This window comes from Dechloromonas hortensis (genome assembly GCF_009469765.1).
Taxonomy (GTDB): domain Bacteria; phylum Pseudomonadota; class Gammaproteobacteria; order Burkholderiales; family Rhodocyclaceae; genus Azonexus; species Azonexus hortensis.
In genome coordinates, this window is the sequence record NZ_SSSQ01000001.1 from 254,585 (window position 1) to 276,028 (window position 21,444).

Below are 21,444 nucleotides of genomic sequence, written 5' to 3' on the forward strand. Positions count from 1 at the left end.
TCACGCCTCCTCGTCTGGATCCGATTCGAAGTGGTGATAGACCAGCGAGGCCGAGAGTACCCCCGGCATCTGGCGAATCACCTCAAAGGTATCGACCGTGGCGTTGTCGGAGGCGGATTCGATGGTGACGATCATCCGTCCATCTTCCACCAGCGCATGGACCTCGACCCCCGCGAGGGCTGCCAGCCGCTCACCAACGCCCGCCGCGTCGGCCGGGGCGACCCCGAGAATGACGCTGGAGATATTGATACCGGTGGCAGCCTTCATGTCCATGCAACGCCCAGTCAGTTTGATGTCAGCCGGGGCAATCTACGCCGATAAGCATTTAACGTTTTTAGCGCAGATCAAGACTTTGAAAAGCCCATAAACTTTTTAGGGGCAATCTTGCGCTGGATCAAATGTAGGGCAATGCAGCAAGCGCATTGGCGCTGGTTCGCTCGGCAATTTCCGGCATGGGAAGGCCGCGCAATTCGGCGAGAACGGCGGCAATACGCGGCAACTCGGCAGGCGAATTTCGCCCGCCGTTAAGCCAGGCAGGCGCCATGTCCGGCGCATCGGTTTCCAGCACGATGCTGTCGAGCGGCAAGGTGGCGGCCAGGGCCCGGATCCGGGTCGAGCCAGCATAGGTCATGGCGCCACCGAAGCCCAGCTTGAAGCCGAGCTTGATGAACTCGTCGGCCTGCTGCCGGCTGCCGTTGAAGGCGTGGGCAATACCGCCGGATACACGGATGCGGCGCAATTGCTTGAGCACCTGATCGACCGCCCGCCGGACATGCAGGATGACCGGCAAATCAAACTCGCGGGCCAGCTTCAGTTGTTCGACGAAGAACAACTCCTGGCGCGCCGGGTCGATCCCGGGCACGTAGAAATCGAGACCGATCTCGCCGACGGCAACCGGCTTTTCCGTCTGAAGCCAGCGGCGCAGCACCTCCAGGTCGGCGTCCGCCGCCTGCATCACGTACAGCGGGTGGATGCCGTAGGCGGCAAAACAGCCGGGATAGCGGGCAACGCTGGTTTTCAGCTTTTCGAAGCCGTCGACCGCAACCCCCGGCACGACGATGCGCCCGACGCCGGCCGCCAGTGCGGCAGCCTGCACTGCATCGCGATCGGCATCGAACTCGGCCGCATCGAGATGACAGTGGCTGTCGATCAGCATCGCCGGAAGGGAAAGTCCGGTTCCGGCAGGCGGCCGCTGATCAGGTCGGCCAGCGCCGCCCCCGAGCCGCAGGCCATGGTCCAGCCCAGCGTACCGTGGCCGGTATTGAGCCAGAGATTTCCGTAACGCGTCCGGCCGATGAAGGGCACATTGGACGGCGTCGCCGGCCGTAAACCGCACCAGAACTCCGGTTCGGACTCGACTTCCAGGCGCGGGAACAACTGGCGAACGCGCTGTAGCACGGCCTGGCAACGGACCGGATTGAGGTCGAGGTTATAGCCGTTGAATTCGGCGGTCCCGGCTATCCGCAGGCGATTGCCCAGGCGCGTGAACACCAGTTTGCGCTCGTCGTCAGTCAGGCTGACCGTCGGTGCCAGAGAATTTTCGGCCAGGGTCAGAGTGGCCGAATAGCCTTTCGCCGGATAAACCGGCAGGCAGATGCCGAGCGGCTTGACCAACTGCGGCGAATAGCTGCCCAGGGCGACGACATAGGCATCGGCAGTCAGCAACTCGGAACCGTGTGGACCACGGACCAGTACACCGGCAATCTTTCGACCACCGGGAGCGATGCGGTCGACCGTCAAATTGAGGCGAAAATCGACGCCGGCCGCCTGCGCCCGCTCGGCCAGCGCCCGGGTAAATTTGTGGGCATCGCCCGATTCGTCCGAGGCGGTGTAGTCGCCGCCAACCAGCAGATGCCGGGCATCGGCCAGGGCCGGCTCGATTTCGAGGCACTTGTCGACATCGACCGTGTCCCGATCCAGCCCAAACTCGCGCATGATGCGCGCCGCTTCGATAGCCGCCTCAAACTCCTTGGGCTCGGTATAAACATGCAGGATGCCGCGCTGAAGTTGATCGTACTGCAGGTCAAGGCTCTGCCGCAGCTTGCGCAATTGCCGCCGGCTATAGAGCGACAGGGCGACGATGGCCGCCATGTTGTGGCGGGTCGCCCCGGGCAGGCATTCGAAAAGGAAACGCAACCCCCAGCTCAACTGGGCCGGATCGGCCCGCCAGCGCCAGAGCAAGGGCGCATCCTCGCGCCCCAGCCACTTCAGCAGGCGCGGCAGGATATGCGGGTTGGCCCACGGTTCGGCATGCGACACGGAGATCTGCCCGCCATTGGCAAAGCTGGTTTCATTGCCGGCTGCTGGCTGGCGGTCCACCACCGTGACCTCATGCCCGGCCTGGGCCAGATACCACGCACTTGTCGTACCGACGACGCCGGCGCCGAGCACGAGAATCCTCAAGCCTCGCCTCCCCTTTCGCGAACGATGCGGGTCACTTCGGGAATATGGCGCATACCGCGCATGACGGCCGCCAGATGGTTGCGGTGAGCGACCTGGATGGTGAAGCGGAGCAGCGTGAATAGGCGTTCCGGATCGGCATCCATCGAGACGTGCTCGATGTTCGAACCGGCTTCGGCAATCGCCGAGGCGACCTGGGCCAGTACGCCGCGCGTATTCTTGACCTCGACCTTGATCCGGATATCGAACAGTTTGCCCTCTTCCGGCTCCCACTCGACGTCGATCCACTTCTGTGGCTCGGCGGTGCGCGACTTGCGGATGGTCGGGCAGTCATGGGTGTGGATGACCAGACCGCTGCCCTTCTTGATCGAACCGATGATCGGGTCGCCGGGAATCGGCTGGCAACAGCGGGCGAGCTGGATCGCCATGCCTTCGGTGCCGTGGATGGCCAGCGCCATGTTGCCCGGACTGTCGCCGCTCATATCCTCGCGCGCCAGCAGGCGACGGGCGACCACCGATGGCAGGCGCTTGCCGAGGCCGATGTCGGTGTAGACATCCTCGATGCTCCGCTGGCCGCCGGACTTGACCAGTTGCTCCCAGGCATCGGTCGGGATCGAAATCGGTACGACGCCGAGCGACAACAGTTCCTGGCGGAGCAGGCGCTCGCCGAGACGGGCCGATTCCTCGTTCTGCATGGTGCGCAGGAAATGGCGGATCTTGCTACGTGCCCGACCGGTCTTGACGTAGGTCAGCCAGATCGGATTCGGGCTGGCCTGCGGCGAGGTGATGATTTCGACCATGTCGCCATTGCGCAACTCGGTGCGCAGCGGCGCCAGATCGTGATTGATGCGGGCCGCCGAACAGTGGTGACCGACGTCGGTATGCACCGCGTAGGCGAAATCGACCACCGTCGCGCCGCGCGGCATGGCCATGATCTTGCCCTTCGGCGTGAAGATATACACCTCGTCCGGGAAGAGGTCGATCTTGACGTTCTCGAAGAACTCGGAAGAGTCGCCGCTCTGCATTTCGAGCAGCGACTGCAGCCACTTGTGCGTCTTGATCTGCAGATCGGCACCACTCTCTTCGGTGTCCTTGTACAGCCAGTGCGCGGCGACACCTTCCTGGGCGACGTGATGCATTTCCTGGGTACGGATCTGCACTTCGACCGGCGTTCCGTAGGGGCCGATCAGCGTCGTGTGCAGCGACTGGTAGCCATTGGCCTTGGGAATCGCGACATAGTCCTTGAACTTGCCGGGCACCGGCTTGAACAGGCTGTGCAGCGCGCCGAGCGCCAGGTAGCAGGTCGGCACGTTATCGACGACGACGCGGAAACCGTAGATGTCGAGCACCTGCGAGAAGGACAGGTGCTTGTCCTTCATCTTGCGGAAAGTCGAATAGAGGCTCTTCTCGCGCCCGAAGACATCGGCGCGCAGGCCGGCATGGGCCAGCTTGTCCCTGATGCCGTCGAGGATCCGGGTCAGCAGTTCCTTGCGGTTGCCGCGCGCCGCGCGCATGGCGCGGGCCAGCACTTCGGCCCGGTGCGGATGAATCAACCGGAAGGAGAGGTCCTGCAATTCGCGGTAGAGCTTGTTCAGGCCAAGGCGCAAGGCGATCGGCGCGTAGATTTCCAGGGTTTCCGTCGCAATCCGCCGCCGTTTGTCCGGGCGCATCGCCGACATGGTCTGCAGATTGTGCTGGCGGTCGGCCAGCTTGATGAGCACGACGCGCAAATCGCGCGCCATCGCCATCAGCATCTTGCGGAAGTTTTCGGCCTGCGCCTCCTGGTAGGAAGCGAACTCCATCTTGTCGAGCTTGGACAGTCCGTCCACCAACTCGGCGACTTCGCGGCCAAACAGGTCGGCCAGTTCGCGCTTGGTGGTGCCGGTGTCTTCCAGCACGTCATGGAGCAGGGCTGCCATGATGGCATCGGCATCCATCCGCCATTCGACGACGGCGCCGGCGACGGCGAGCGGATGCGTGATGTAGGGTTCGCCCGACATGCGCTTCTGATGCGCATGGGCGTGGGCCGAGAAGGCGTATGCCTTCTTGACCAGTGCTACTTGTTCGGGAGAAAGATAGTCGAGACTATCGAGAAAAACCCGGTAGGCGGGTTCTTCAATGGCAGGCGGCGGAGATGACGGTGCTGGCTCCATCAGCTTTCACCGCCCCAGCCTCAGCCTTGGCCGCGATTGAGAACTTCGATGCCGATCTTGCCGGTACCCAGTTCGCGCAGGGCGATCACGGTCGGCTTGTCCTTGCCCGGCTCGACCAGCGGCGTGGCGCCGTTGGCCAGTTGGCGGGCACGATGGGCGGCAGCCAGGGTTGCTTCAAAACGATTGGGAATTCTTTTCAGGCAGTCATCAATAGTAACGCGAGCCATGTAAAACCTCGGAAAATCAGATCATTCGGGCAAAAAGAGCAGAATGTCGCGCACTTTGCGCAGCAAACCGCAGTCGGGAAGCGCGGACTACCGCACAGAGGTCGGTCAGCGCCACTTCCAGTTCGTTGTTAATAATAACATAGTCGAATTCCCCGACATGGCGCATCTCGGCCTGTGCCGCCGCCAGACGACGGGCTATAACGTCGGCCGCATCGGTGCCGCGCCCGGTCAGCCGGCGTTCCAGCTCCTCCATCGAGGGCGGCAAAATAAAGATGCCGATAGCCCCCGGGAACTGCTTGCGTACCTGCTGCGCGCCCTGCCAGTCGATTTCGAGCAGGACATCGTGGCCGGCCGCCAGTTGCTCGGCGATCCAGGTTTTCGAAGTACCGTAAAAGTTGCCGTGCACCTCGGCCCATTCGAGAAACTGGTGGCGCTCGATCATGGCGCGGAACTCCGCCGCGTCGACAAAGTGATACTCGCGGCCATCCTGTTCGCCCGGCCGCGGGCTGCGGGTGGTGTGGGAAATGGAGAGATGCACGCCCGCTTCGCTGTCGAGCAGCATGCGAACCAGCGTGGTCTTGCCGGCCCCCGACGGAGCGGCGACAACATAGAGATTTCCGGCCATGCTTTATTCCTGAGTGGTAGGTGTGCCGGCCGCGGGACGCGGCAGCCAGCGCAGCAGTTTACCGAAAAGGTAGGCCGGGTCGACCGGTTTCGGGATGTGGTCGTTCATGCCGGCCGCCAGGCAGCGCGTCCGGTCTTCATCGAAGGCATTGGCGGTCAGCGCCAGAATGGGCGTTTCCGCGTAGGCCGGCATTTGCCGAATGCGCCGGGCGGCCTCGATGCCGTCCATCTCCGGCATCAGCAGATCCATCAGGATCAGGTCGTAGTGCTTGGTGGCCGCCATTGCCAGTGCCACCGCCCCGTTTTCGGCCAGATCGACCTGCAGGCCAGCCAGTTCGCGCAGCAAATCGAGAGCCACTTCCTGGTTGACACTGTCGTCCTCGACCAGCAACAGACGGGCGCCAGCGTATTGCTCGCGGAGAATTTCCTCTGCACTCTGCGGCACCGCCGAAATTGCTCTTTTTTCACCGTCGACCTCAGCGGTCTTGCCCAACCGCACCGTCAGCCAGAACGTACTGCCGACACCCGGCGTACTTTCGACCCCGACACTGCCGCCCATCAGTTCGGCCAAGCGGCGGGTGATCGCCAGCCCCAAACCGGTGCCGCCGAATTTTCGTGTCGTCGTATTGTCGGCCTGCTCGAAGGCACCGAACAGGCGGGGCAAAGCCTCGGCTTCGATACCGATGCCGGTATCCTGGACCTCGAAGCGGGCGAGCAGCGTATCTTCGTCCTCTTCAAGAATGCTGGCGCGCAAGGTGATGGTTCCGCGCTCGGTAAATTTGATGGCATTGCTCAGGTAGTTGAGCAGCGCCTGCGCCAGACGCGTCCGGTCGCCAACGAGCACCGGCGGCAAGGCGGAAAGTGCCAGGCGGAACGACAAGCCCTTGGCCTCGGCCCGCTCGCCATGCAGCGCCACCATCCCCTCGACCAGATCGAGCATCCGGAACGGCACCGACTCCAGTTGCAGCTTGCCCGACTCAATTTTTGAAATATCGAGCACGTCGTTGAGGATGGACAGCAGATGCTCGGCCGAATGGGCAATTTTCTTCAGCCGCTCCTGCTGTGCCGGCACCGTGACTTCGCGCAGCAGCAGATTGGTGAAACCGATGATGGCATTCATCGGCGTCCGGATTTCGTGGCTCATGTTGGCCAGGAAGGTGCTCTTCGAACGGCTGGCCGCCTCGGCCACGCTTTTGGCCCCTTCCAGTTCCACCGTCCGCTCGCGAACCAGATCCTCAAGGTGGCGGCGGTAACGGGCCAGTTCATCGGCATTGCTCTTTTCCTCGCTGATATCGGCAATCAGCGCCACCATGCCGACCAGCCGGTCATGCTCGTCACGCAACTGCCGGCCGCAAAGAAAACCCCAGAACACCGAACCGTCGGTCCGCTGATACTCGCGTTCCAGGCGCACGAAGGGAATCTCGCCCTTGACCAGTTGCTGCATGCGCTGCTCGGCCGCGGCACGCTGCGAGCCATGAACGAAGTCGAGATAGGCGCGGCCGATCAACTGCGGCAAGGGACAGAGCAGCATCGCGGCCATCCGCTCGTTAGCATGCGTGATCCGCCCGGCCGCATCAAGCAGGAAAATTGCGCCATCGGTCGTATCGAAAATAGTCCGCAGCATGCGCTCGCGTCCAACCAGTCGACTGGCGTAGCGGTGCAGCAGGATGACGCCAAGCGCACTGAGCAGAATGAAAGCCGCCAACAGGGTCAGCGTCGCCCACAGATGGCTCAGCCAGGGGGCCCGGTAATCTTCCTTGGCAACGCCGACATTGACGTAAAAACGATAGGCCGGATTGAAACGATAGACATGCAGGCGCTGCACGCCGTCGATTGCCGTTTCGCCCGAAACATAGCTGCCCTGCTGCGGACTCTCCAGCAAGGCCCGGCGGTAATCCTCGGAAACCTGGGTCGCCCCGTAATTGGCGACATCCAGGCGCTTCGGCAAGCGAACGACCACGCCGAGGTCGGCATCCCGCCAAGAGACCGAACCCTGCGGCCCGAGTTGCAGCGACGAGAGCTGCTTTTCGAAATATTCCAGACTCAGGCTGGCATAGGCGACACCGGCAAACGCCCCCTGACGATCGACCAGCCGACGGGCAAGGACGATGGCCCATTTGCCGCTGATCCGGCCGACCATCGGCTTGGAAACGACCACGCCGGCCCCAGGGTTGTCACGCAACTGCTGAAAATATTCGCGGTCAGCCATCTGCGCCCCACCCGCTGTCTGGCCTTGCGCATCGGCAATGCGCAGCACTTGCAGCGAGGGCTGCCGGTCGCGCAGACGGGCCAGAAAATCATCCATTTCTGAGGGGTCGAAGGCGCCGCCGGCCAGTCGGCGCTCGTATTCATCGACGACGGAGCGAAGCAGAAGATCGACCTTTTCCAGCGAGGCGGCGATGTCGCGCTCGAGAACCTGGGAAAGATTGTCCGCCGCCAGACGGGCTCGCGCCTCATGATGCTCCAGGCTGCTTTTCAGATAAACCCCGGCCACGCCGAGGGCACACAGGACGACCACCAGCCAGCCGGCAAAAAGCCGGAAGGCCAGCGTGCGCGGCGATACCGCTGAACCGCTTGAATCTTCAGTCGTCATCCCGAACCACCCCCTGAACGATCAGGTCCCAGTCGGATTACCGGGCAGATTTACCCGGTACCGATGATGCAGTCTAACGCAAAACGCGGCGCCGGAAAGCGGTGAAAGATGCCGGGGGAATCAACCAGGCGGCATGGCAAGCGAGCTACTGGGCTCATTTGGTAAGGGGACGGCGCGCGTTGGCGCCAATCGCCGGCATCAACAGTTATTCCAGGTTCTGGATCTGTTCGCGCATCTGCTCGATCAGCAGCTTCAGGTCCATCGAGGCCTGCGAAACTTCGGTCACCGCCGATTTCGAACCGAGGGTGTTGGCTTCGCGGTTCAGTTCCTGCATCAGGAAATCAAGGCGCTTGCCGCAGGCGCCGCCGTGCTTCAGCACACGCTCGACTTCATCGAGGTGGGCGTTCAGGCGGGTCAGTTCCTCGGCGACATCGATCCGCGTCGCGAACACCGCGACTTCCTGCAGGATGCGGTCGTCGCTGGCGTTGCCGAGGGCCTCCTGCAGACGCTGGCGCAGCTTGTCGGTGAATAACGCCTGCGCTTCCGGAATGCGTGGCGCAACGCGGGCGACCACGGCACGGATGGCATTGACGCGGTCGACGATCATGGCGGCCAGTTTTTCGCCTTCGCGCGCCCGGCTGGCGGTGAACTCGTCCAGTACCTCGCGGGCCAGGGCCATGACCTGCGGACCGAGGGCAGCAAAGTCGATCGACTGGTCGCCGAACATGCCTGGCCAGCGCAGCACATCATTGACCGAAAGCGGGCGGGCTTCCGGCATTTCGTCCCGAACGCGCTGATTGAGCACTTTCAGGCTGCCCAGCAACTCGCCGTTCAGCTCAAGCTGATCGCCCCGGGCCGAACCGGCATTGAAGGAAAGGCGACATTCCACCTTGCCGCGCGACAGGCGGGCGGCCAGCAGTTCGCGCAGCGGCATTTCCAGCGCGCGCAACTCTTCGCTGACGCGAAAATGAAAATCGAGGTAGCGCGAATTGACGCTTTTAAGTTCAAGTTGCAGGGTTCCGCGTTCGATATCACGCGTTTTGACTGCATAACCGGTCATACTACAAATCATTATCGGGGGATCTCCAGCTTTACAGGCCGGACAACACGCCCGAAAATGCCTGAAATTGCATCATAACCGCGAGATCCATGGCGCAACAAGCCAATCAGCCGCTACCAAACGGCCACCCGCTCGAAGAGTACACAATAGACCGCCAGCTTTCGCTCGGCGGCTTTTCTATTGTGTACCTGGCGACCGATGCCGCCGGCACTCAGGTCGCGATCAAGGAATACCTGCCGAACAGCCTGGCCTTGCGCGTCAATGGCTCGACCCGGCCGGTAATCACGAGCGAACACCAGGGCGCCTTTCGCTACGGCATGAAGTGTTTTTTCGAGGAAGGCCGGGCGCTGGCCAAGCTGTCGCACCCGAACGTGATCCGCGTGCTGAATTTTTTTCGCGCCAACGACACCGTCTATATGGTGATGGAGTACGAGCACGGCCGGACGCTGCAGGAGTTCATCCAGAAGCACCAGGGCCATATTTCCGAACGCTTTATCCGCGGCGTTTTCACCCGCATGCTGAACGGTCTGCGCGAGGTGCATTCGCACAAGCTGCTGCACCTCGACCTGAAGCCCTCGAATATTTACCTGCGCTCGGACAACACGCCGGTGCTGATCGACTTCGGCGCCGCCCGGCAGACCCTGGCCACCGACCAGCCGATCCTCAAGCCGATGTACACGCCGGGTTTTGCCTCGCCGGAACACTATGGCACGCGCAAGGATCTCGGGCCGTGGAGCGACATCTACAGCGTCGGCGCCTCAATGTATGCCTGCCTGGCCGGCAATGCGCCGCAGGCGGCCGATGATCGCCTGAAGAAGGACACCCTGACGCCGGCCATGATGCGCTGGGACGGTCAATTCTCCGACCGCCTGCTGGAAATCATCGACTGGTGCCTCAACTTGAACCATCTTTATCGGCCGCAAAGCGTTTTTGCCTTGCAGAAGGCGCTGGTCGAAACCGTCACGCCGCCCACCCCCAAAGCCAATCAGCACTGGCTGGGGCGTTTTGTCGACAAAATCAGGAAACCGAATAAATGAGATTCACCATTTATCAGGACAGCCGCATCGGCGGCCGGGCCAACAACGAGGACCGGACGACCTATTGCTACTCGCGCGATGCGCTGCTGATGGTGGTCGCCGACGGCATGGGCGGGCATCACTATGGCGAAATCGCAGCGCAGATCGCCGTGCAGACGCTGGCCGACGCCTTTCAGCGCGAGGCCAAGCCGGAGATCGCCGACCCCTTCCGCTTCCTGCAAAAGGGCATGTCCAATGCGCACCACGCCATCCTCGACTACACGACGCGCCACAAGCTGAAGGACACGCCACGCACGACCTGCGTCGCCTGCATCGTCCAGGACAATGTCGCCTACTGGGCCCATGCCGGCGACTCCCGCCTATTCCTGATGCGCGGCGGCAAGGTCATCGCCCAGACCCGCGACCACTCGCGCATTCGCCTGCTGATCGAGGAAGGGCTGATTACCGAAGCGCAGGCCGTCAATCACCCGGACCGCAACAAGATCTACAGTTGCCTGGGCAGCCCGACGCCGCCGGAAATCGAATTCTCGCGCAAGACGCCGCTCGAGCATGGCGACATCCTGCTGCTGTGCAGCGACGGCCTGTGGGGCGTCACCACCGGCGAACTGATGGCGGTCGCCCTGAAGGGCGCCAACCTGCTGCAAGGCGTCCCCAACCTGCTGTCGCAAGCCGAGATCAAGGGCGGCGTGCATGGCGACAACCTGTCGGTCGTTGCCGTGCGCTGGGAAGAAAGCTATGTCGAAGAGGCGAGCAGCGCCATCTCGACGCAAAGCATGGCGCATGGCGAAGTGACCACCCGCCTCGAAGAGTTCGGCCGCAATCCGGCCTACAAGAGCGATCTCTCCGACGACGAAATTGAAAAGGCGATTGAGGAAATCCGCAGCGCCATCGACAAGTACACCCCGAAAAAGTGAGGAATACCATGCGCCCCAGCCAACGCCAGCCCGACCAACTCCGCCAGGTTCGCCTGACCCGCAATTTCACGCGCCACGCCGAAGGCTCGGTGCTGATCGAGATGGGCGACACCCGCGTGCTGTGCACCGCCAGCGTTGAAGAAAGCCTGCCGCCTTTCCTGCGCGGCAAGGGCCAGGGCTGGGTCACCGCCGAATACGGCATGCTGCCCCGCGCCACCCATACCCGCTCGGCCCGCGAAGCGGCCAAGGGCAAGCAGACCGGCCGCACCCAGGAAATCCAGCGCCTGATTGGCCGCAGCCTGCGCGCCGTGACCGACCTGAAAGCCCTCGGCGAACGCCAGATCACGCTCGACTGCGACGTCCTGCAGGCCGACGGCGGCACCCGCTGCGCCGCGATCACCGGCGCCTGGCTCGCCCTCTACGAAGCCTGCGAAAAGCTGGTCACCGACGGCAAGCTGCCGCTCAATCCGGTGCGCGACCACGTCGCCGCCATTTCGGTCGGCATCTATGAAGGCTCGCCGGTCCTCGACCTCGACTACCCGGAAGACTCCAACTGCGATACCGACATGAATGTCGTGATGACCGGTTCCGGCGGCATCGTCGAAGTGCAGGGCACGGCCGAAGGCGAACCCTTCACCCGGGCCCAGATGAACACCCTGACCGACCTCGCCGAAGCCGGCATCCGCCAGCTGATCGCCGCCCAGCAAACGGCCCTCGCCTGATGAAAAAACTCGTCCTCGCCTCCAACAACGCCAAGAAGATGAAGGAGCTGAACGCGCTGCTGGCGCCGCTCGGCTTCGAAGTCATCCCGCAGGGCCAGCTCGGCATCCCGGAAGCCGAAGAGCCGCACTGCACCTTCGTCGAAAATGCACTGGCCAAGGCCCGTCATGCCGCAAAGCTGTCCGGCCTGCCCGCCCTGGCCGACGATTCCGGCCTTTGCGTCAGCGCCCTCGGCGGCGCCCCCGGCGTCATCTCGGCGCGCTATGCCGGCGAACCGAAGTCGGATGCGCGCAACAACGAAAAGTTGTTCACCGACCTCGCCGACCACCCGGACCGCCGCGCCCATTTCGTCTCGGTCATCGTGCTGGTTCGCCATGCCGAGGATCCGCAACCGCTGATCGCCGAAGGCGAATGGCACGGCGAGATCATCCCCGAACTGCGCGGCGAAGGCGGCTTCGGCTACGACCCGCTGTTCTTCGTGCCGGCTTTCGGCCAGACCGCAGCCGAACTCGATGCCGAGACCAAGAACCGCGTCTCGCATCGCGGCCAGGCCATGCAAAAACTGATCGAACGCCTGCCCAGCCTGTAGGTCGAAGCGCAGTCCCCAAGGATTCCGACGCCCGCCGCCGCGGGCGTCAATCTTTCATCACCGCCCACCGCACCTTCGTACTGTCGACTCGCCATGGCCCGCACCATTCCCATTTTTGCCCAAAAACCGGTGTCGACCGCCGGCATCCTCGAATTCAAGGTCTCGCCGCCGCTGGCGCTCTATGTGCACGTGCCGTGGTGCGTCCAGAAGTGCCCGTACTGCGATTTCAACTCGCACGAGGCGAATGGCGCGATCCCCGAGCGCCAGTATGTCGATGCGCTGATTGCCGACCTGCAATCGGCACTGCCGCTGATCTGGGGCCGGCCGGTGGTCAGCGTCTTCTTCGGCGGCGGCACGCCCAGCCTGTTGTCGCCGGCCGCCATCGACGAACTGCTCGCCGCCTTCCGGGCGCTGGCGATGCTGGCGCCGGACGCCGAAATCACGCTGGAAGCCAACCCGGGCACGGTCGAAGCGGAGAAATTCGCCGGCTTCCGCGCCGCCGGCGTCAATCGCCTGTCGCTCGGCATCCAGAGCTTCAACGATGACCACCTGACGGCGCTCGGCCGCATCCACGGCGCCGCCGAGGCGAAGCGGGCGGCGCAACTGGCCGGCGAGCATTTCGACTCTTTCAACCTCGACCTGATGTACGGCCTGCCCGGCCAGACGCTGGAACAGGCGCTGAGCGACGTCGACACCGCCCTGTCCTTCCAGCCTTCGCATCTTTCCTGCTACCAGCTGACGCTGGAGCCGAATACCCGCTTCGCCGCCTTCCCGCCCGAACTGCCGGAAGGCGACCTCTGTGCCGACATGCAGGAAGCGATCGAGACCCGGCTGGCCGCCGCCGGTTTCAGCAACTACGAAACCTCGGCCTTCGCCCGGGCCGGCAAGCAGTGCCGCCACAACCTGAATTACTGGTACTTCGGCGACTACCTCGGCATCGGCGCCGGCGCCCACTCCAAGCTGACGCTACACGACCGCGTGCTGCGCCAGATGCGCTGGAAGCACCCGAACGCTTACCTGGACAACGTGCAGCAGGGTCAGCCGCTGCAGGAATCGCGCGAAATCGCCGGCAGCGAGTTGCCGTTCGAATTCCTGATGAATGCGCTGCGCCTGGCCGACGGCTTCCACCCGTCGCAGTTCGAGGCGCGCACGGCGCAGCAACTGCAGCGCATCGTGCCGCAACTCAAGGCAGCCGAACGCGAAGGCCTGCTCGAAGTCGGCCCGGAGAAAATCGCGCCGACGCTAAAGGGCCGGCGTTTCCTCAACGTGTTGCTCGAACGCTTCCTGGAAAGCTGAGTTCAGCGGTCGACGATCAGGCGCAGGCCGAGCCCGACGAAAATCGTCCCGGCCAATCGGTCCAGCCATAAACCCATGCGCGGCCGGCGCTGCAGCAACTGCCCGGCGGCGCCGGCAAAATAGCCGAGCAGGCCGAAGAGCACAGCCGCCTGCAGCGTGAAGATGACACCCAGTTGCAGCATCTGGGCCGCCGCATCGGCCCGCCCGGCATCGACGAATTGCGGCAGGAAGGCGAGAAAGAAGGTGACGACCTTGGGGTTGATGGCATTGGCCAGGCAACCCTTGCCGAACAGCCGCGCCGCCGACTCGTGACCGCCCGCCCCCGCCATCTCCGTCGCGCCCCGGCTGCGCCAGGCCTGCCAGCCGAGCCAGATCAGGTACAAGCCGCCGATCAGCTTGAGGGCGCCGAAAGCGGGCGGACTGGCGGCGATCAGCGCGCCGACGCCGAGCGCCGCGAGCAGCGTATGGCTCAGGCAGCCGCTGGCGCAGCCCAGCCCGAAAGCGATGCCGGCCCGCCGGCCGCGCGCTACGCCGAGCGACAGCACCAGCAGGTTGTCCGGCCCCGGGGCCAGGGTCAGCAGCATGGCGGCGCCGAGAAAGGCGACGAACTGGCTCAACGAAATCAGCGTCATGGCGGGCTCGGCAAAAAAGATTCGGGGCCGGGATTGTCACACCCCGCCCCGAGCGCGGCAATCGGCCGGCAAAAAAGCGGCCCCGCTTGGGAGAAACGGGGCCGGAAACAAGAGGTATCAGGGTGATCCCGCGTTACCGCAGGAACGGATGCAATGCTAACCGCATATGGCGGCAACGGGAATGCGGCATAGCGCCGCATGACCAAAGTCAATCAGCCGAACAGCTTGCCCTTCAGCAGATCGAGGCCTTGCGCCATCAGATCGCCGCCCTGCGGCACCTGGCCATTCGGCGTCAGCTGGTCGACCACCTGCGGCAGCAGGTCGGCCAGGCTGCCGGAGGCCTGCTCCGGACTGACCCCGAGTTGCGCTGCCAGCCCCTGCAGCGACGAGTTGCCGAGCACGCGCTGGATCTGCTCGGGCGAAATCGGTAGGTTGGCGCCGGTCGACACCCAGGAATTGACGATTTCCCCCAGCCCGCCCTGCTGGAAGGACCGGACCAGCCCGGCCAGGCCGCCGGTTTGCGGGTTGTTGATCAACTGCAGCACCGTTTCGAGCAGGGCATTGTTGCCACCCGACTGGCCACCGGCCAGCGCACCGACCATCGAATCAAGAAGTCCCATGATGTTCTCCACAAGGAATGAGGGTTCATTCATCCTAGTCCACGATCATGACCGGCCGTGTGAAGTTTTGCTAAACGACGCGCTCCAACGCCAGCGGCTCGAAGCGCAGCCAGACCGTGAAGCGCGAGCCTTGGCCCGGCTCGCTGTCCACGCTGATCCGGCCGCCGTAGCGCTCGATCAGCGACAGGCTGACCCACAGGCCGAGCCCGGTGCCGCCCGGTTTCTTGGCGGTGTAGAAGGGCTTGAACAGACTGTCGCGCTCGGCCGCGGTCAGGCCCGGGCCGGTGTCGGCGACGACCAGCTTGAGGCCGACCGGCATGTCGGCCTCGTCCCAGTCCTCCGCCACCAGCACCAGCACGCCGCCCTCGGGCATCGCCTGGATAGCGTTGACCAGCAGGTTGATCAGCACCTGCTGCAGCTCGTTGCGGTTGCACAACACATGGCGGGTCGAGTCGAAATGCTGCTCGATGGCGATATTGCCCTTCTTCAGCAGGTGGCCGACCAGCAGCAGGCTGTCCTGGATCAGCTGGGCCGGCGAGACCGGTTCGAGGTAGCCGACGTAATCCTGCGGCCGGGCGAACTGCAGCAGCTTGGCGACGATCAGCCGGATGCGGTGCACCTGCTCGTGGATCAGCTTGATCTCGGGCGCCACCGGTTCGGCGGCCGGGCCGAGAATGTCGCGCAGGACATCGAGATTGCCCTGGATGACCGCCACCGGGTTGTTGATCTCGTGCGCCACGCCGGCGGTCAACTGGCCGATGGCGGCCAATTTCTCGCTCATCACCAGTTGCGATTGCGCCGCCTTCAGATCGGCCACCGCCTGCTCCAGTTCGGCCGTCCGTTCGGCGACCTTGGCATCGAGCGACTGGCCCCAGCGCTTCAGCGAACTGGCCTGGGCCTGCAACTGGTCGAGCAGGCGGTCGAAATGCGCGGCGACCACACCGAGTTCGTCCTGGCTCTCGACTTCGCCCACCCGCGCCGCGCTGTCGCCCTGCTCGATGGCATGCATGGTGGCATGCATGCGCTCGATCGGCTTGAACACCCGGCGCGCCCAGAGTACGGAAAAGACGCCGGCAACCAGCATGACCAGCCCGAACAGCCCGACCACGATGCCGAGCGCGCTGCGCTTGGCCGCTTCGAACGGCCCTTCGAGGAAGCCGACGTAGAGCATGCCGATCCGCTGGCCACGACTGTCGAGCAGCGGCTCGTAGGCCGAGACGTACCAGTCGCGGACGACGAAGGCGCGGTCCAGCCAGGTGCGTCCTTCGTCGAGCACAGCCTGATGCACGGCGGCCGAGACCCGGGTGCCGATGGCGCGGCCACCCTCGAACAGCCGGACATTGGTCGCCACCCGGACGTCGCCGAGGAACAGCGTCGCCGTGCCGGCGCTGCCGAGCGGCAGGGCGCCTTCGGGATAGACGATTTCGTTCAGGCGGTCGATGAATTCTAGATTCTTGTTGAGCAGCGCGCCGCCGGCCAGCACCCCGAGCAGGCGGCCGTCGGCGGCGTGCACCGGGGCGGCGGTATGGATCAGCAGGCCGCGCGCCTCGACCTGGCGCCGGTCAATCTGGGCATTGGCGGTTTCGAGCAGCGGCGTCAGCGCCCGCTCGGCCAGCCGTGGGTCGATCGCCCGCAACTGCTCGGCCGAGAAGAGTTCGGTTTCGGTGCGCGCCACGCCGGCCAGCGCCGCATCGAGCACCGGCCAGGTGGTGGCCAGTTGAATGCTGCGGTCGACCGGCAAAAAATGCAGAAAATCGAGGCGCTGCGCCAGGCGTGCCGTATCGAGCAGGTCGTCCATCGCCGCGCTGCGCTGCACCCCCGGCAAAGTCAGTACCCGCGCCAGCCGGGCCGATCCGGCCAGGCCTTCGACCGAGCGCCCCATCCCCTCCGCCACCCGCTCGTAATAGCCGTGCGCCACCGCCAGGTCGGCCCGTACCTTGGTGACCAGCAGGCGGTCGAAATAATCGCCGCCCCAGCTGGCCAGCACGGCGACCATCGCCGGCAGCGCGATACCGAGCGGCAGCAGGGCGAGCAGCAGCAGGCGGACACGGATCGAACGCCGGCTCGGCGGGTTGAGCGGGCTGTGCTGCATCGCCATCAGTGGACGTCGACCACGCCCCAGGCCTGGCATTTGCGGTCCAGCGTCTTGCGCGAGACGCCCAGCCGGCGGCCGGCTTCCGACTTGTTGCCGTCGCAGGCACCGAGCACGGCCAGGATGTGGCGCTTCTCCACCGACTCCAGGCTTTCATCGGTACTGCCGGCGGCGACGGCGCTCGCCTTGGGTTCTGGCCCGAGGTCGAACCAGCCGAGAATCAACGAGCGTTCGACGAAATTGCGCAGTTCGCGGACATTGCCCGGCCAGTCGTAGGCCGCCATCCGGTTCAGGGTGCGGCCATCCAGTTCAAGGCGCGGCACATCGAGGTAAGGCGCCAGCTGGCTGATGAAATGCTCGACCAGCAGCGGCAGATCGTCCGGCCGCTCGCGCAGCGGCGGCAGCGTCACTTCGACGACCTGCAGCCGGTAATATAGATCCTGGCGGAAGCGCTGGGCCGCCACTTCGGCTTTCAGGTCGCGGTTGGTCGCGGCGATGACCCGGACATCGACCGGGATTTCCTGCTCCGAACCGACCGGCCGGATTCGCCGCTCTTCCAGCACGCGCAGCAGCTTGGCCTGGGCGGCGGCCGGCAGTTCGCCGATTTCGTCGAGGAACAGCGTGCCGCCGCGGGCGTAGTAGAACAGGCCTTCGCGGCTCTGCTGGGCGCCGGTGAAGGCGCCCTTGACGTGGCCGAACAGCTCCGACTCGATCAGTTCGGAGGCGATCGCCGCGCAGTTCACCGGCACGAAGGAGGCCGCCGCCCGGTTGCTCATCCGGTGCAGGGCGCGCGCCGCGACTTCCTTGCCGGTGCCGGATTCGCCGGTCAGCAGCACGGTGGCCGGGGTCGGTGCGATGCGCTTGAGGCGCTCGCAGGCGGCGAGCATGACATCAGACTGGCCGACGATGCCTTCGACATCGGCCGCCCGTTCGCTGACTTCGCGGCGCAGCACGAAGTTTTCGCGAAGCAGCCGCGAACGCTCGAAACAGCGCTGGATCGCATTCAGCACCTGGGCCAGCGAAAAGGGCTTGAGCAGGAAATCGGCCGCGCCGGCACGCAGCGCGTCGATCGCGGTATCGAGGTCGGCATAGGCGGTCATCAGCACGACATCGCCGGCATAGCCTTCGTCGCGCAACTGATGCAGCCAGTCGATGCCGGAACGGCCGGGCAGCGCGATGTCGAGCACGATCAGATCGTAGAGACGACGACGCAGCAAGGGCTCGGCCTGCTCGACGCTGCCCGCCGTATCGACCACGCCGCAGCGCGAAGTCAGGGCGCGCTGCAGGAAACTGACCATGCCCGGTTCGTCATCGACCACCAGCACGGAATAGTGCTTCCACGGCGCTTCGTTCAGCGGCGCAACTTCAGAATCCATCGTCCCCTCCAAGGTATCCCCCGGATGATCGCAACAAGCGCCCGGCGAAGCAACCGGGAACAGGTAAACTCGGCGCCCGGCGGTCTGCGTTACCGCCTTTGCTTTCCCCCGCTTCACCGTAAGTCCGATGCACTCCGCCGTCGGACGGCTAACTTCATGGAGACAAGATGACTTTGAACCGCCGACAATTCCTGGCGGCCGGCAGCGCGTTGACCGCGACCGCCGCCCTCGCCCAGCCGACCAGCCCGCTGCCCTTCCTGATCAACATGCAGTCCGACCCGCTGCTGCCCAAGGCAAACGGCAAGCGCGTCGTCGTCTGCGGTGGCGGCTGGGGCGGCATCAGCGCCGCCAAGCACCTGAAGAAGCTCGACCCGACGCTCGACGTCGTCGTCCTCGAACGCAACCCGGTGTTCTTCTCCTGCCCGATGAGCAACAAGTGGCTGGTCGATGTCGTCGATACCAATTTCCTGACTTTCAGCTACCTGAAAGTCGCGCAAAAATACGGCTACCAGTTCATCCAGACCGAAGTCACCGCCTTCGAGCGCGACAAAAAACGGGTCATCACCGCCCAGGGCTGGATCGACTACGACTACCTGATCGTCGGCGCCGGCATCCGCTACAACTATGAAACCTGGTTCGGCAACGACCGCAAGGCGGCTGAATACACCCGCGCCCATTTCCCGGCCGCCTACATCCCGAATGCCGAGCATTTCCAGTTGAAGCAAAGCATTCAGAATTTCACCGGCGGCGACCTGGTGATGACCCTACCCCCGCCGCCGCACCGCTGCCCGCCGTCGCCCTACGAGCGCGCCTGTCTGATCGCCGGCCTGATCAAGGAGCGCAAGATCAAGGGCAAGGTCATCATCCTCGACCCCAAGGACAGCCCGCGCCCGATCACCGGCGGCTTCCAGGAAGCTTTCGAGAATCTCTACAAGGACCAGATCGTCTATGTCCCGAAGGCGGTGATCAAGGAAGTCGATCCCTTCAACAAGAAGATCAAGACCGCGGCCGGCGACTTCACGTTCGACCACAGCATCCTGATGGCCCCGCACCAGGCCGGCGACATGGCCTGGAAGGCCGGCCTGATCGGCAAGAATGCCGAAGGCAAGCCGACCGGCTGGGCCGGCGTCGATCCCTTCTTCCTGAACATGAAGGATGACCCGGACGTGTACGTGATCGGCGATGCGGTCGGCGTCGTTTCGCCGAATTTCAACTTCTACCCGAAGGCCGGCCACGTCGCCAACGCGCACGCCAAAATCGTTGCCAAATACATCGTCGACCGCAGCCAGGGCCGCCAGCCAAAGTACGCGCTGCCCGACAACCTGTGCTTCATGATGGTCAACACCCAGCCGCGCGAGGATGTCGCGGTGCGCTTCCAGTACCACGTCAACGACAAGGGGATCATCATCCAGGACCAGGACGACGACAACCTGCGCCGCGACGAACTGGTCACCGAGGACTTCGCCTGGGCTGGCCGGATGTACGAAGACATGTTCGGCTAAACCGGACGACGCCAGCGCAAAGCGGAACCCCGGCGACGGCGTTCCGCTTTTTTATTGCCCCTTCAGGAAGCGTCGGGCGTACCCCAGCCACCGCCGATGGCGCGGATCAGGTTCACCGTGGCCCGCGCCCGCTCGGCATCGAGCTGGACCGCGACGCGCTCTTGCTGCAGCACGCTGCGCTCGGCATCGATGACATTGAGGTGGCTGACCGACCCTTCGCGATACTGGATCTGCGACAGCCGGGCGGCGCGCCGGGCCGAGCCCACCGCGTCGTCCTGGGCCTGCGTCTGATCGCCGAGCAGGCGCAAGTGAGCGAGGTTGTCCTCGACTTCCTTGAAGGCGCGCAGCACCGTCTGCTGGTAATTGGCCGCCTCTTCGGCGTAGACCGCATGCGCCTGGTCGACGCCGGCCTGGCGGGCGCCGCCGTCGAAGATCGGCAGCGAGAGCAGCGTGCCGACCAGCGGGCCCATGACGAAGGCACGGCTGCTCCACTTGAACAGGTCGCCCAGTTCATTCGACTCGTAACCGAGCGCTCCGGTCAGGCTGAGGCGCGGGAAAAAAGCGGCGCGCGCCGTGCCGATCCGGGCATTGGCGGCGGCCATCGCCCGTTCGGCGGCGGCGATGTCGGGGCGCCGTTCGAGCAGCGCCGAGGGCAGGCCGGCCGGCACCTGCAGGCTGACCCGGCTGAGCGGCAGAGGTGGCAGCGTGAAAGCGGCTGGTGCCTGGCCGAGCAGGATGGCCAGGCTGTGTTCGGCCACCGCCCGCTGGCGGGCGATGCCGAGCGCTTCGGAACGGGCCGAGGCGAGTTCGGTGCGCGAACGCGCCAGCTCCAGCTCGCTGATGTCGCCTTCGTCGAAGCGGCGCTGGAAGAGCCGGGTGCTCTGCTCGCGCAGCTTGACGGTATCGGCGTAGAGGGCCGACAGCGCATCGAGTTCGCGCAGCGAGAAGTAAGCCTGCGCGACATCGGCCTGGATGGCCAGTTGCAGCGAGTGGAACAGGGCTTCGCGTTGCTCAGTCGTCGCCTTGGCGGCATCGACGCCGCTGCTCACGCGGCCGAACAGGTCGGCCTCGTAGGCGACGGTGCCTTGCGCCCGCCACAGCGTCGAGATGCTGGTCTCGGCGTCGGCGGCCAGCCCTTGCGAGGCCGGCGAAGGACGCTGGCGGGTCGGCCCGGCGCCGACGCCGATCTGCGGGAAGAGCGCCGAACGGGCGTTCTGCTGCAGCGCCCGGGCCTGGGCCAGGCGGGCGGCGCCGGCCTTGAGGTCGAGGTTGGCAGCCGCCGCCCGGCTTTCCAGATCGTCCAGCGTCGGGTCGGCAAAAGCCTTCCACCATTCGCCGCGCGGGATGTTCTCGGCCGGCTCGGCGGTCTTCCACTGGCCTTCCGCTGGCGCTTCCTTGAAAGCGGCGGGCGTGTCGACCTGGGGCGGCTGGTAGGTCGGCGCCAGTGAGCAACCGGCCAGCGTCAGTAGCGCGGCAAGCAGCGGGAAGATGGCGATTTTTTGGTACCGGGGAACGGCTGCCTGGATTCCCGCTTTCGCGGGAATGACGTGGCCCTGGGCCATGGCGCTGCTTGAGGGCGGGTAAGGGAGCAGGTAATTCATGTTCATTT

The 21,444-nt window shown here is 64.6% G+C and carries 19 protein-coding genes; 6 read left to right on the forward strand and 13 right to left on the reverse strand.

Annotated elements, in window-relative coordinates:
• The 8 genes from GH663_RS01260 to GH663_RS01295 all read right to left on the reverse strand — a co-directional run bounded on the left by GH663_RS01260 (window position 1) and on the right by GH663_RS01295 (window position 9,069).
• Window positions 1–273, reverse strand: a complete 273-nt coding sequence (locus GH663_RS01260; protein WP_246181472.1) for a chaperone NapD — start codon at window positions 271–273, stop codon at window positions 1–3.
• 121 nt (window positions 274–394) lie between these two features.
• The gene (locus GH663_RS01265; RefSeq protein ID WP_153129929.1) at window positions 395–1,156 is read right to left on the reverse strand and encodes a TatD family hydrolase; all 762 of its coding nucleotides are present in this window, start codon (window positions 1,154–1,156) and stop codon (window positions 395–397) included.
• Window positions 1,150–2,403 carry a D-amino acid dehydrogenase gene (locus tag GH663_RS01270; protein ID WP_153129930.1) on the reverse strand — a complete coding sequence of 418 codons (1,254 nt, stop codon included), beginning with the start codon at window positions 2,401–2,403 and terminating at the stop codon, window positions 1,150–1,152. Before GH663_RS01270 ends, GH663_RS01265 begins: the two co-directional genes overlap by 7 nt.
• Window positions 2,400–4,553: a RelA/SpoT family protein gene (locus GH663_RS01275; RefSeq protein WP_153129931.1), complete on the reverse strand. Its 2,154-nt coding sequence runs from the start codon at window positions 4,551–4,553 to the stop codon at window positions 2,400–2,402. Before GH663_RS01275 ends, GH663_RS01270 begins: the two co-directional genes overlap by 4 nt.
• A 20-nt stretch (window positions 4,554–4,573) precedes the next feature.
• Window positions 4,574–4,780 carry a DNA-directed RNA polymerase subunit omega gene (gene rpoZ, locus GH663_RS01280; protein WP_153129932.1) on the reverse strand — a complete coding sequence of 69 codons (207 nt, stop codon included), beginning with the start codon at window positions 4,778–4,780 and terminating at the stop codon, window positions 4,574–4,576.
• A 16-nt stretch (window positions 4,781–4,796) separates the two neighbouring features.
• Entirely contained in the window at window positions 4,797–5,405 is a 609-nt protein-coding gene (gene gmk, locus GH663_RS01285) for a guanylate kinase (protein ID WP_153129933.1), read from the reverse strand.
• Between the two features lie 3 nt (window positions 5,406–5,408).
• On the reverse strand, window positions 5,409–7,997 hold the full coding sequence (locus GH663_RS01290; protein WP_153129934.1) for an ATP-binding protein: 2,589 nt from the start codon (window positions 7,995–7,997) through the stop codon (window positions 5,409–5,411).
• Between the two features lie 205 nt (window positions 7,998–8,202).
• Window positions 8,203–9,069: a YicC/YloC family endoribonuclease gene (locus GH663_RS01295; RefSeq protein ID WP_153129935.1), complete on the reverse strand. Its 867-nt coding sequence runs from the start codon at window positions 9,067–9,069 to the stop codon at window positions 8,203–8,205.
• A gap of 77 nt (window positions 9,070–9,146) precedes the next feature.
• On the opposite strand from GH663_RS01295, the gene GH663_RS01300 reads away from it, so the two are divergent.
• From GH663_RS01300 to hemW, 5 genes are all read left to right on the forward strand, one after another.
• Window positions 9,147–10,094, forward strand: a complete 948-nt coding sequence (locus tag GH663_RS01300; protein WP_066887258.1) for a serine/threonine protein kinase — start codon at window positions 9,147–9,149, stop codon at window positions 10,092–10,094.
• The gene (locus GH663_RS01305) at window positions 10,091–11,008 is read left to right on the forward strand and encodes a PP2C family protein-serine/threonine phosphatase (RefSeq protein WP_153129936.1); all 918 of its coding nucleotides are present in this window, start codon (window positions 10,091–10,093) and stop codon (window positions 11,006–11,008) included. The genes GH663_RS01300 and GH663_RS01305 overlap by 4 nt, the downstream gene beginning before the upstream one ends.
• An 8-nt stretch (window positions 11,009–11,016) precedes the next feature.
• Window positions 11,017–11,730, forward strand: a complete 714-nt coding sequence (gene rph / locus GH663_RS01310; protein WP_153129937.1) for a ribonuclease PH — start codon at window positions 11,017–11,019, stop codon at window positions 11,728–11,730.
• Window positions 11,727–12,317, forward strand: coding sequence for an RdgB/HAM1 family non-canonical purine NTP pyrophosphatase (rdgB, locus tag GH663_RS01315; RefSeq protein WP_153129938.1), 591 nt, complete (start codon window positions 11,727–11,729; stop codon window positions 12,315–12,317). Before rph ends, rdgB begins: the two co-directional genes overlap by 4 nt.
• Window positions 12,318–12,410: 93 nt before the next feature.
• Window positions 12,411–13,613 (forward strand): radical SAM family heme chaperone HemW, encoded by a 1,203-nt coding sequence (gene hemW / locus GH663_RS01320; protein WP_153129939.1) that lies wholly within the window; start codon window positions 12,411–12,413, stop codon window positions 13,611–13,613.
• 2 nt (window positions 13,614–13,615) lie between these two features.
• On the opposite strand, the gene GH663_RS01325 is transcribed toward hemW, so the two are convergent.
• From GH663_RS01325 to GH663_RS01340, 4 genes are all read right to left on the reverse strand, one after another.
• Complete coding sequence (locus tag GH663_RS01325; RefSeq protein WP_153129940.1) at window positions 13,616–14,245, reverse strand: LysE family translocator; 630 nt, start codon at window positions 14,243–14,245, stop codon at window positions 13,616–13,618.
• A 212-nt stretch (window positions 14,246–14,457) separates the two neighbouring features.
• Window positions 14,458–14,865: a YidB family protein gene (locus GH663_RS01330; RefSeq protein ID WP_153129941.1), complete on the reverse strand. Its 408-nt coding sequence runs from the start codon at window positions 14,863–14,865 to the stop codon at window positions 14,458–14,460.
• Window positions 14,866–14,935: 70 nt separating this feature from the next.
• A complete protein-coding gene (locus tag GH663_RS01335) occupies window positions 14,936–16,963 on the reverse strand; it encodes a sensor histidine kinase (RefSeq protein ID WP_246181473.1) in 2,028 nt (675 codons plus the stop codon).
• The gene (locus GH663_RS01340; RefSeq protein ID WP_066887237.1) at window positions 16,963–18,333 is read right to left on the reverse strand and encodes a sigma-54-dependent transcriptional regulator; all 1,371 of its coding nucleotides are present in this window, start codon (window positions 18,331–18,333) and stop codon (window positions 16,963–16,965) included. Before GH663_RS01340 ends, GH663_RS01335 begins: the two co-directional genes overlap by 1 nt.
• 167 nt (window positions 18,334–18,500) lie before the next feature.
• Here GH663_RS01340 and GH663_RS01345 point away from each other — a divergent pair, with 167 nt between their 5' ends.
• On the forward strand, window positions 18,501–19,835 hold the full coding sequence (locus GH663_RS01345) for an FAD-dependent oxidoreductase (RefSeq protein ID WP_153129942.1): 1,335 nt from the start codon (window positions 18,501–18,503) through the stop codon (window positions 19,833–19,835).
• 62 nt (window positions 19,836–19,897) lie between these two features.
• Here the strand turns inward: GH663_RS01345 and GH663_RS01350 are convergent, their stop codons facing one another.
• A complete protein-coding gene (locus tag GH663_RS01350) occupies window positions 19,898–21,436 on the reverse strand; it encodes an efflux transporter outer membrane subunit (RefSeq protein ID WP_153129943.1) in 1,539 nt (512 codons plus the stop codon).
• Between the last annotated feature and the right edge of the window lie 8 nt (window positions 21,437–21,444).

Excerpts from the sequence above, each read along its gene's own strand:
- GH663_RS01260 (WP_246181472.1), bottom strand. The coding sequence starts at position 273 with ATGGACATGAAGGCTGCCACCGGTATCAATATCTCCAGCGTCATTCTC.
- GH663_RS01265 (WP_153129929.1), bottom strand. The coding sequence starts at position 1,156 with ATGCTGATCGACAGCCACTGTCATCTCGATGCGGCCGAGTTCGATGCC.
- GH663_RS01275 (WP_153129931.1), bottom strand. The coding sequence starts at position 4,553 with ATGGAGCCAGCACCGTCATCTCCGCCGCCTGCCATTGAAGAACCCGCC.
- rpoZ (WP_153129932.1), bottom strand. The coding sequence starts at position 4,780 with ATGGCTCGCGTTACTATTGATGACTGCCTGAAAAGAATTCCCAATCGT.
- gmk (WP_153129933.1), bottom strand. The coding sequence starts at position 5,405 with ATGGCCGGAAATCTCTATGTTGTCGCCGCTCCGTCGGGGGCCGGCAAG.
- GH663_RS01290 (WP_153129934.1), bottom strand. The coding sequence starts at position 7,997 with ATGACGACTGAAGATTCAAGCGGTTCAGCGGTATCGCCGCGCACGCTG.
- GH663_RS01295 (WP_153129935.1), bottom strand. The coding sequence starts at position 9,069 with ATGATTTGTAGTATGACCGGTTATGCAGTCAAAACGCGTGATATCGAA.
- GH663_RS01300 (WP_066887258.1), top strand. The coding sequence starts at position 9,147 with ATGGCGCAACAAGCCAATCAGCCGCTACCAAACGGCCACCCGCTCGAA.
- GH663_RS01305 (WP_153129936.1), top strand. The coding sequence starts at position 10,091 with ATGAGATTCACCATTTATCAGGACAGCCGCATCGGCGGCCGGGCCAAC.
- rph (WP_153129937.1), top strand. The coding sequence starts at position 11,017 with ATGCGCCCCAGCCAACGCCAGCCCGACCAACTCCGCCAGGTTCGCCTG.
- hemW (WP_153129939.1), top strand. The coding sequence starts at position 12,411 with ATGGCCCGCACCATTCCCATTTTTGCCCAAAAACCGGTGTCGACCGCC.
- GH663_RS01325 (WP_153129940.1), bottom strand. The coding sequence starts at position 14,245 with ATGACGCTGATTTCGTTGAGCCAGTTCGTCGCCTTTCTCGGCGCCGCC.
- GH663_RS01330 (WP_153129941.1), bottom strand. The coding sequence starts at position 14,865 with ATGGGACTTCTTGATTCGATGGTCGGTGCGCTGGCCGGTGGCCAGTCG.
- GH663_RS01335 (WP_246181473.1), bottom strand. The coding sequence starts at position 16,963 with ATGGCGATGCAGCACAGCCCGCTCAACCCGCCGAGCCGGCGTTCGATC.
- GH663_RS01340 (WP_066887237.1), bottom strand. The coding sequence starts at position 18,333 with ATGGATTCTGAAGTTGCGCCGCTGAACGAAGCGCCGTGGAAGCACTAT.
- GH663_RS01345 (WP_153129942.1), top strand. The coding sequence starts at position 18,501 with ATGACTTTGAACCGCCGACAATTCCTGGCGGCCGGCAGCGCGTTGACC.
- GH663_RS01350 (WP_153129943.1), bottom strand. The coding sequence starts at position 21,436 with ATGAATTACCTGCTCCCTTACCCGCCCTCAAGCAGCGCCATGGCCCAG.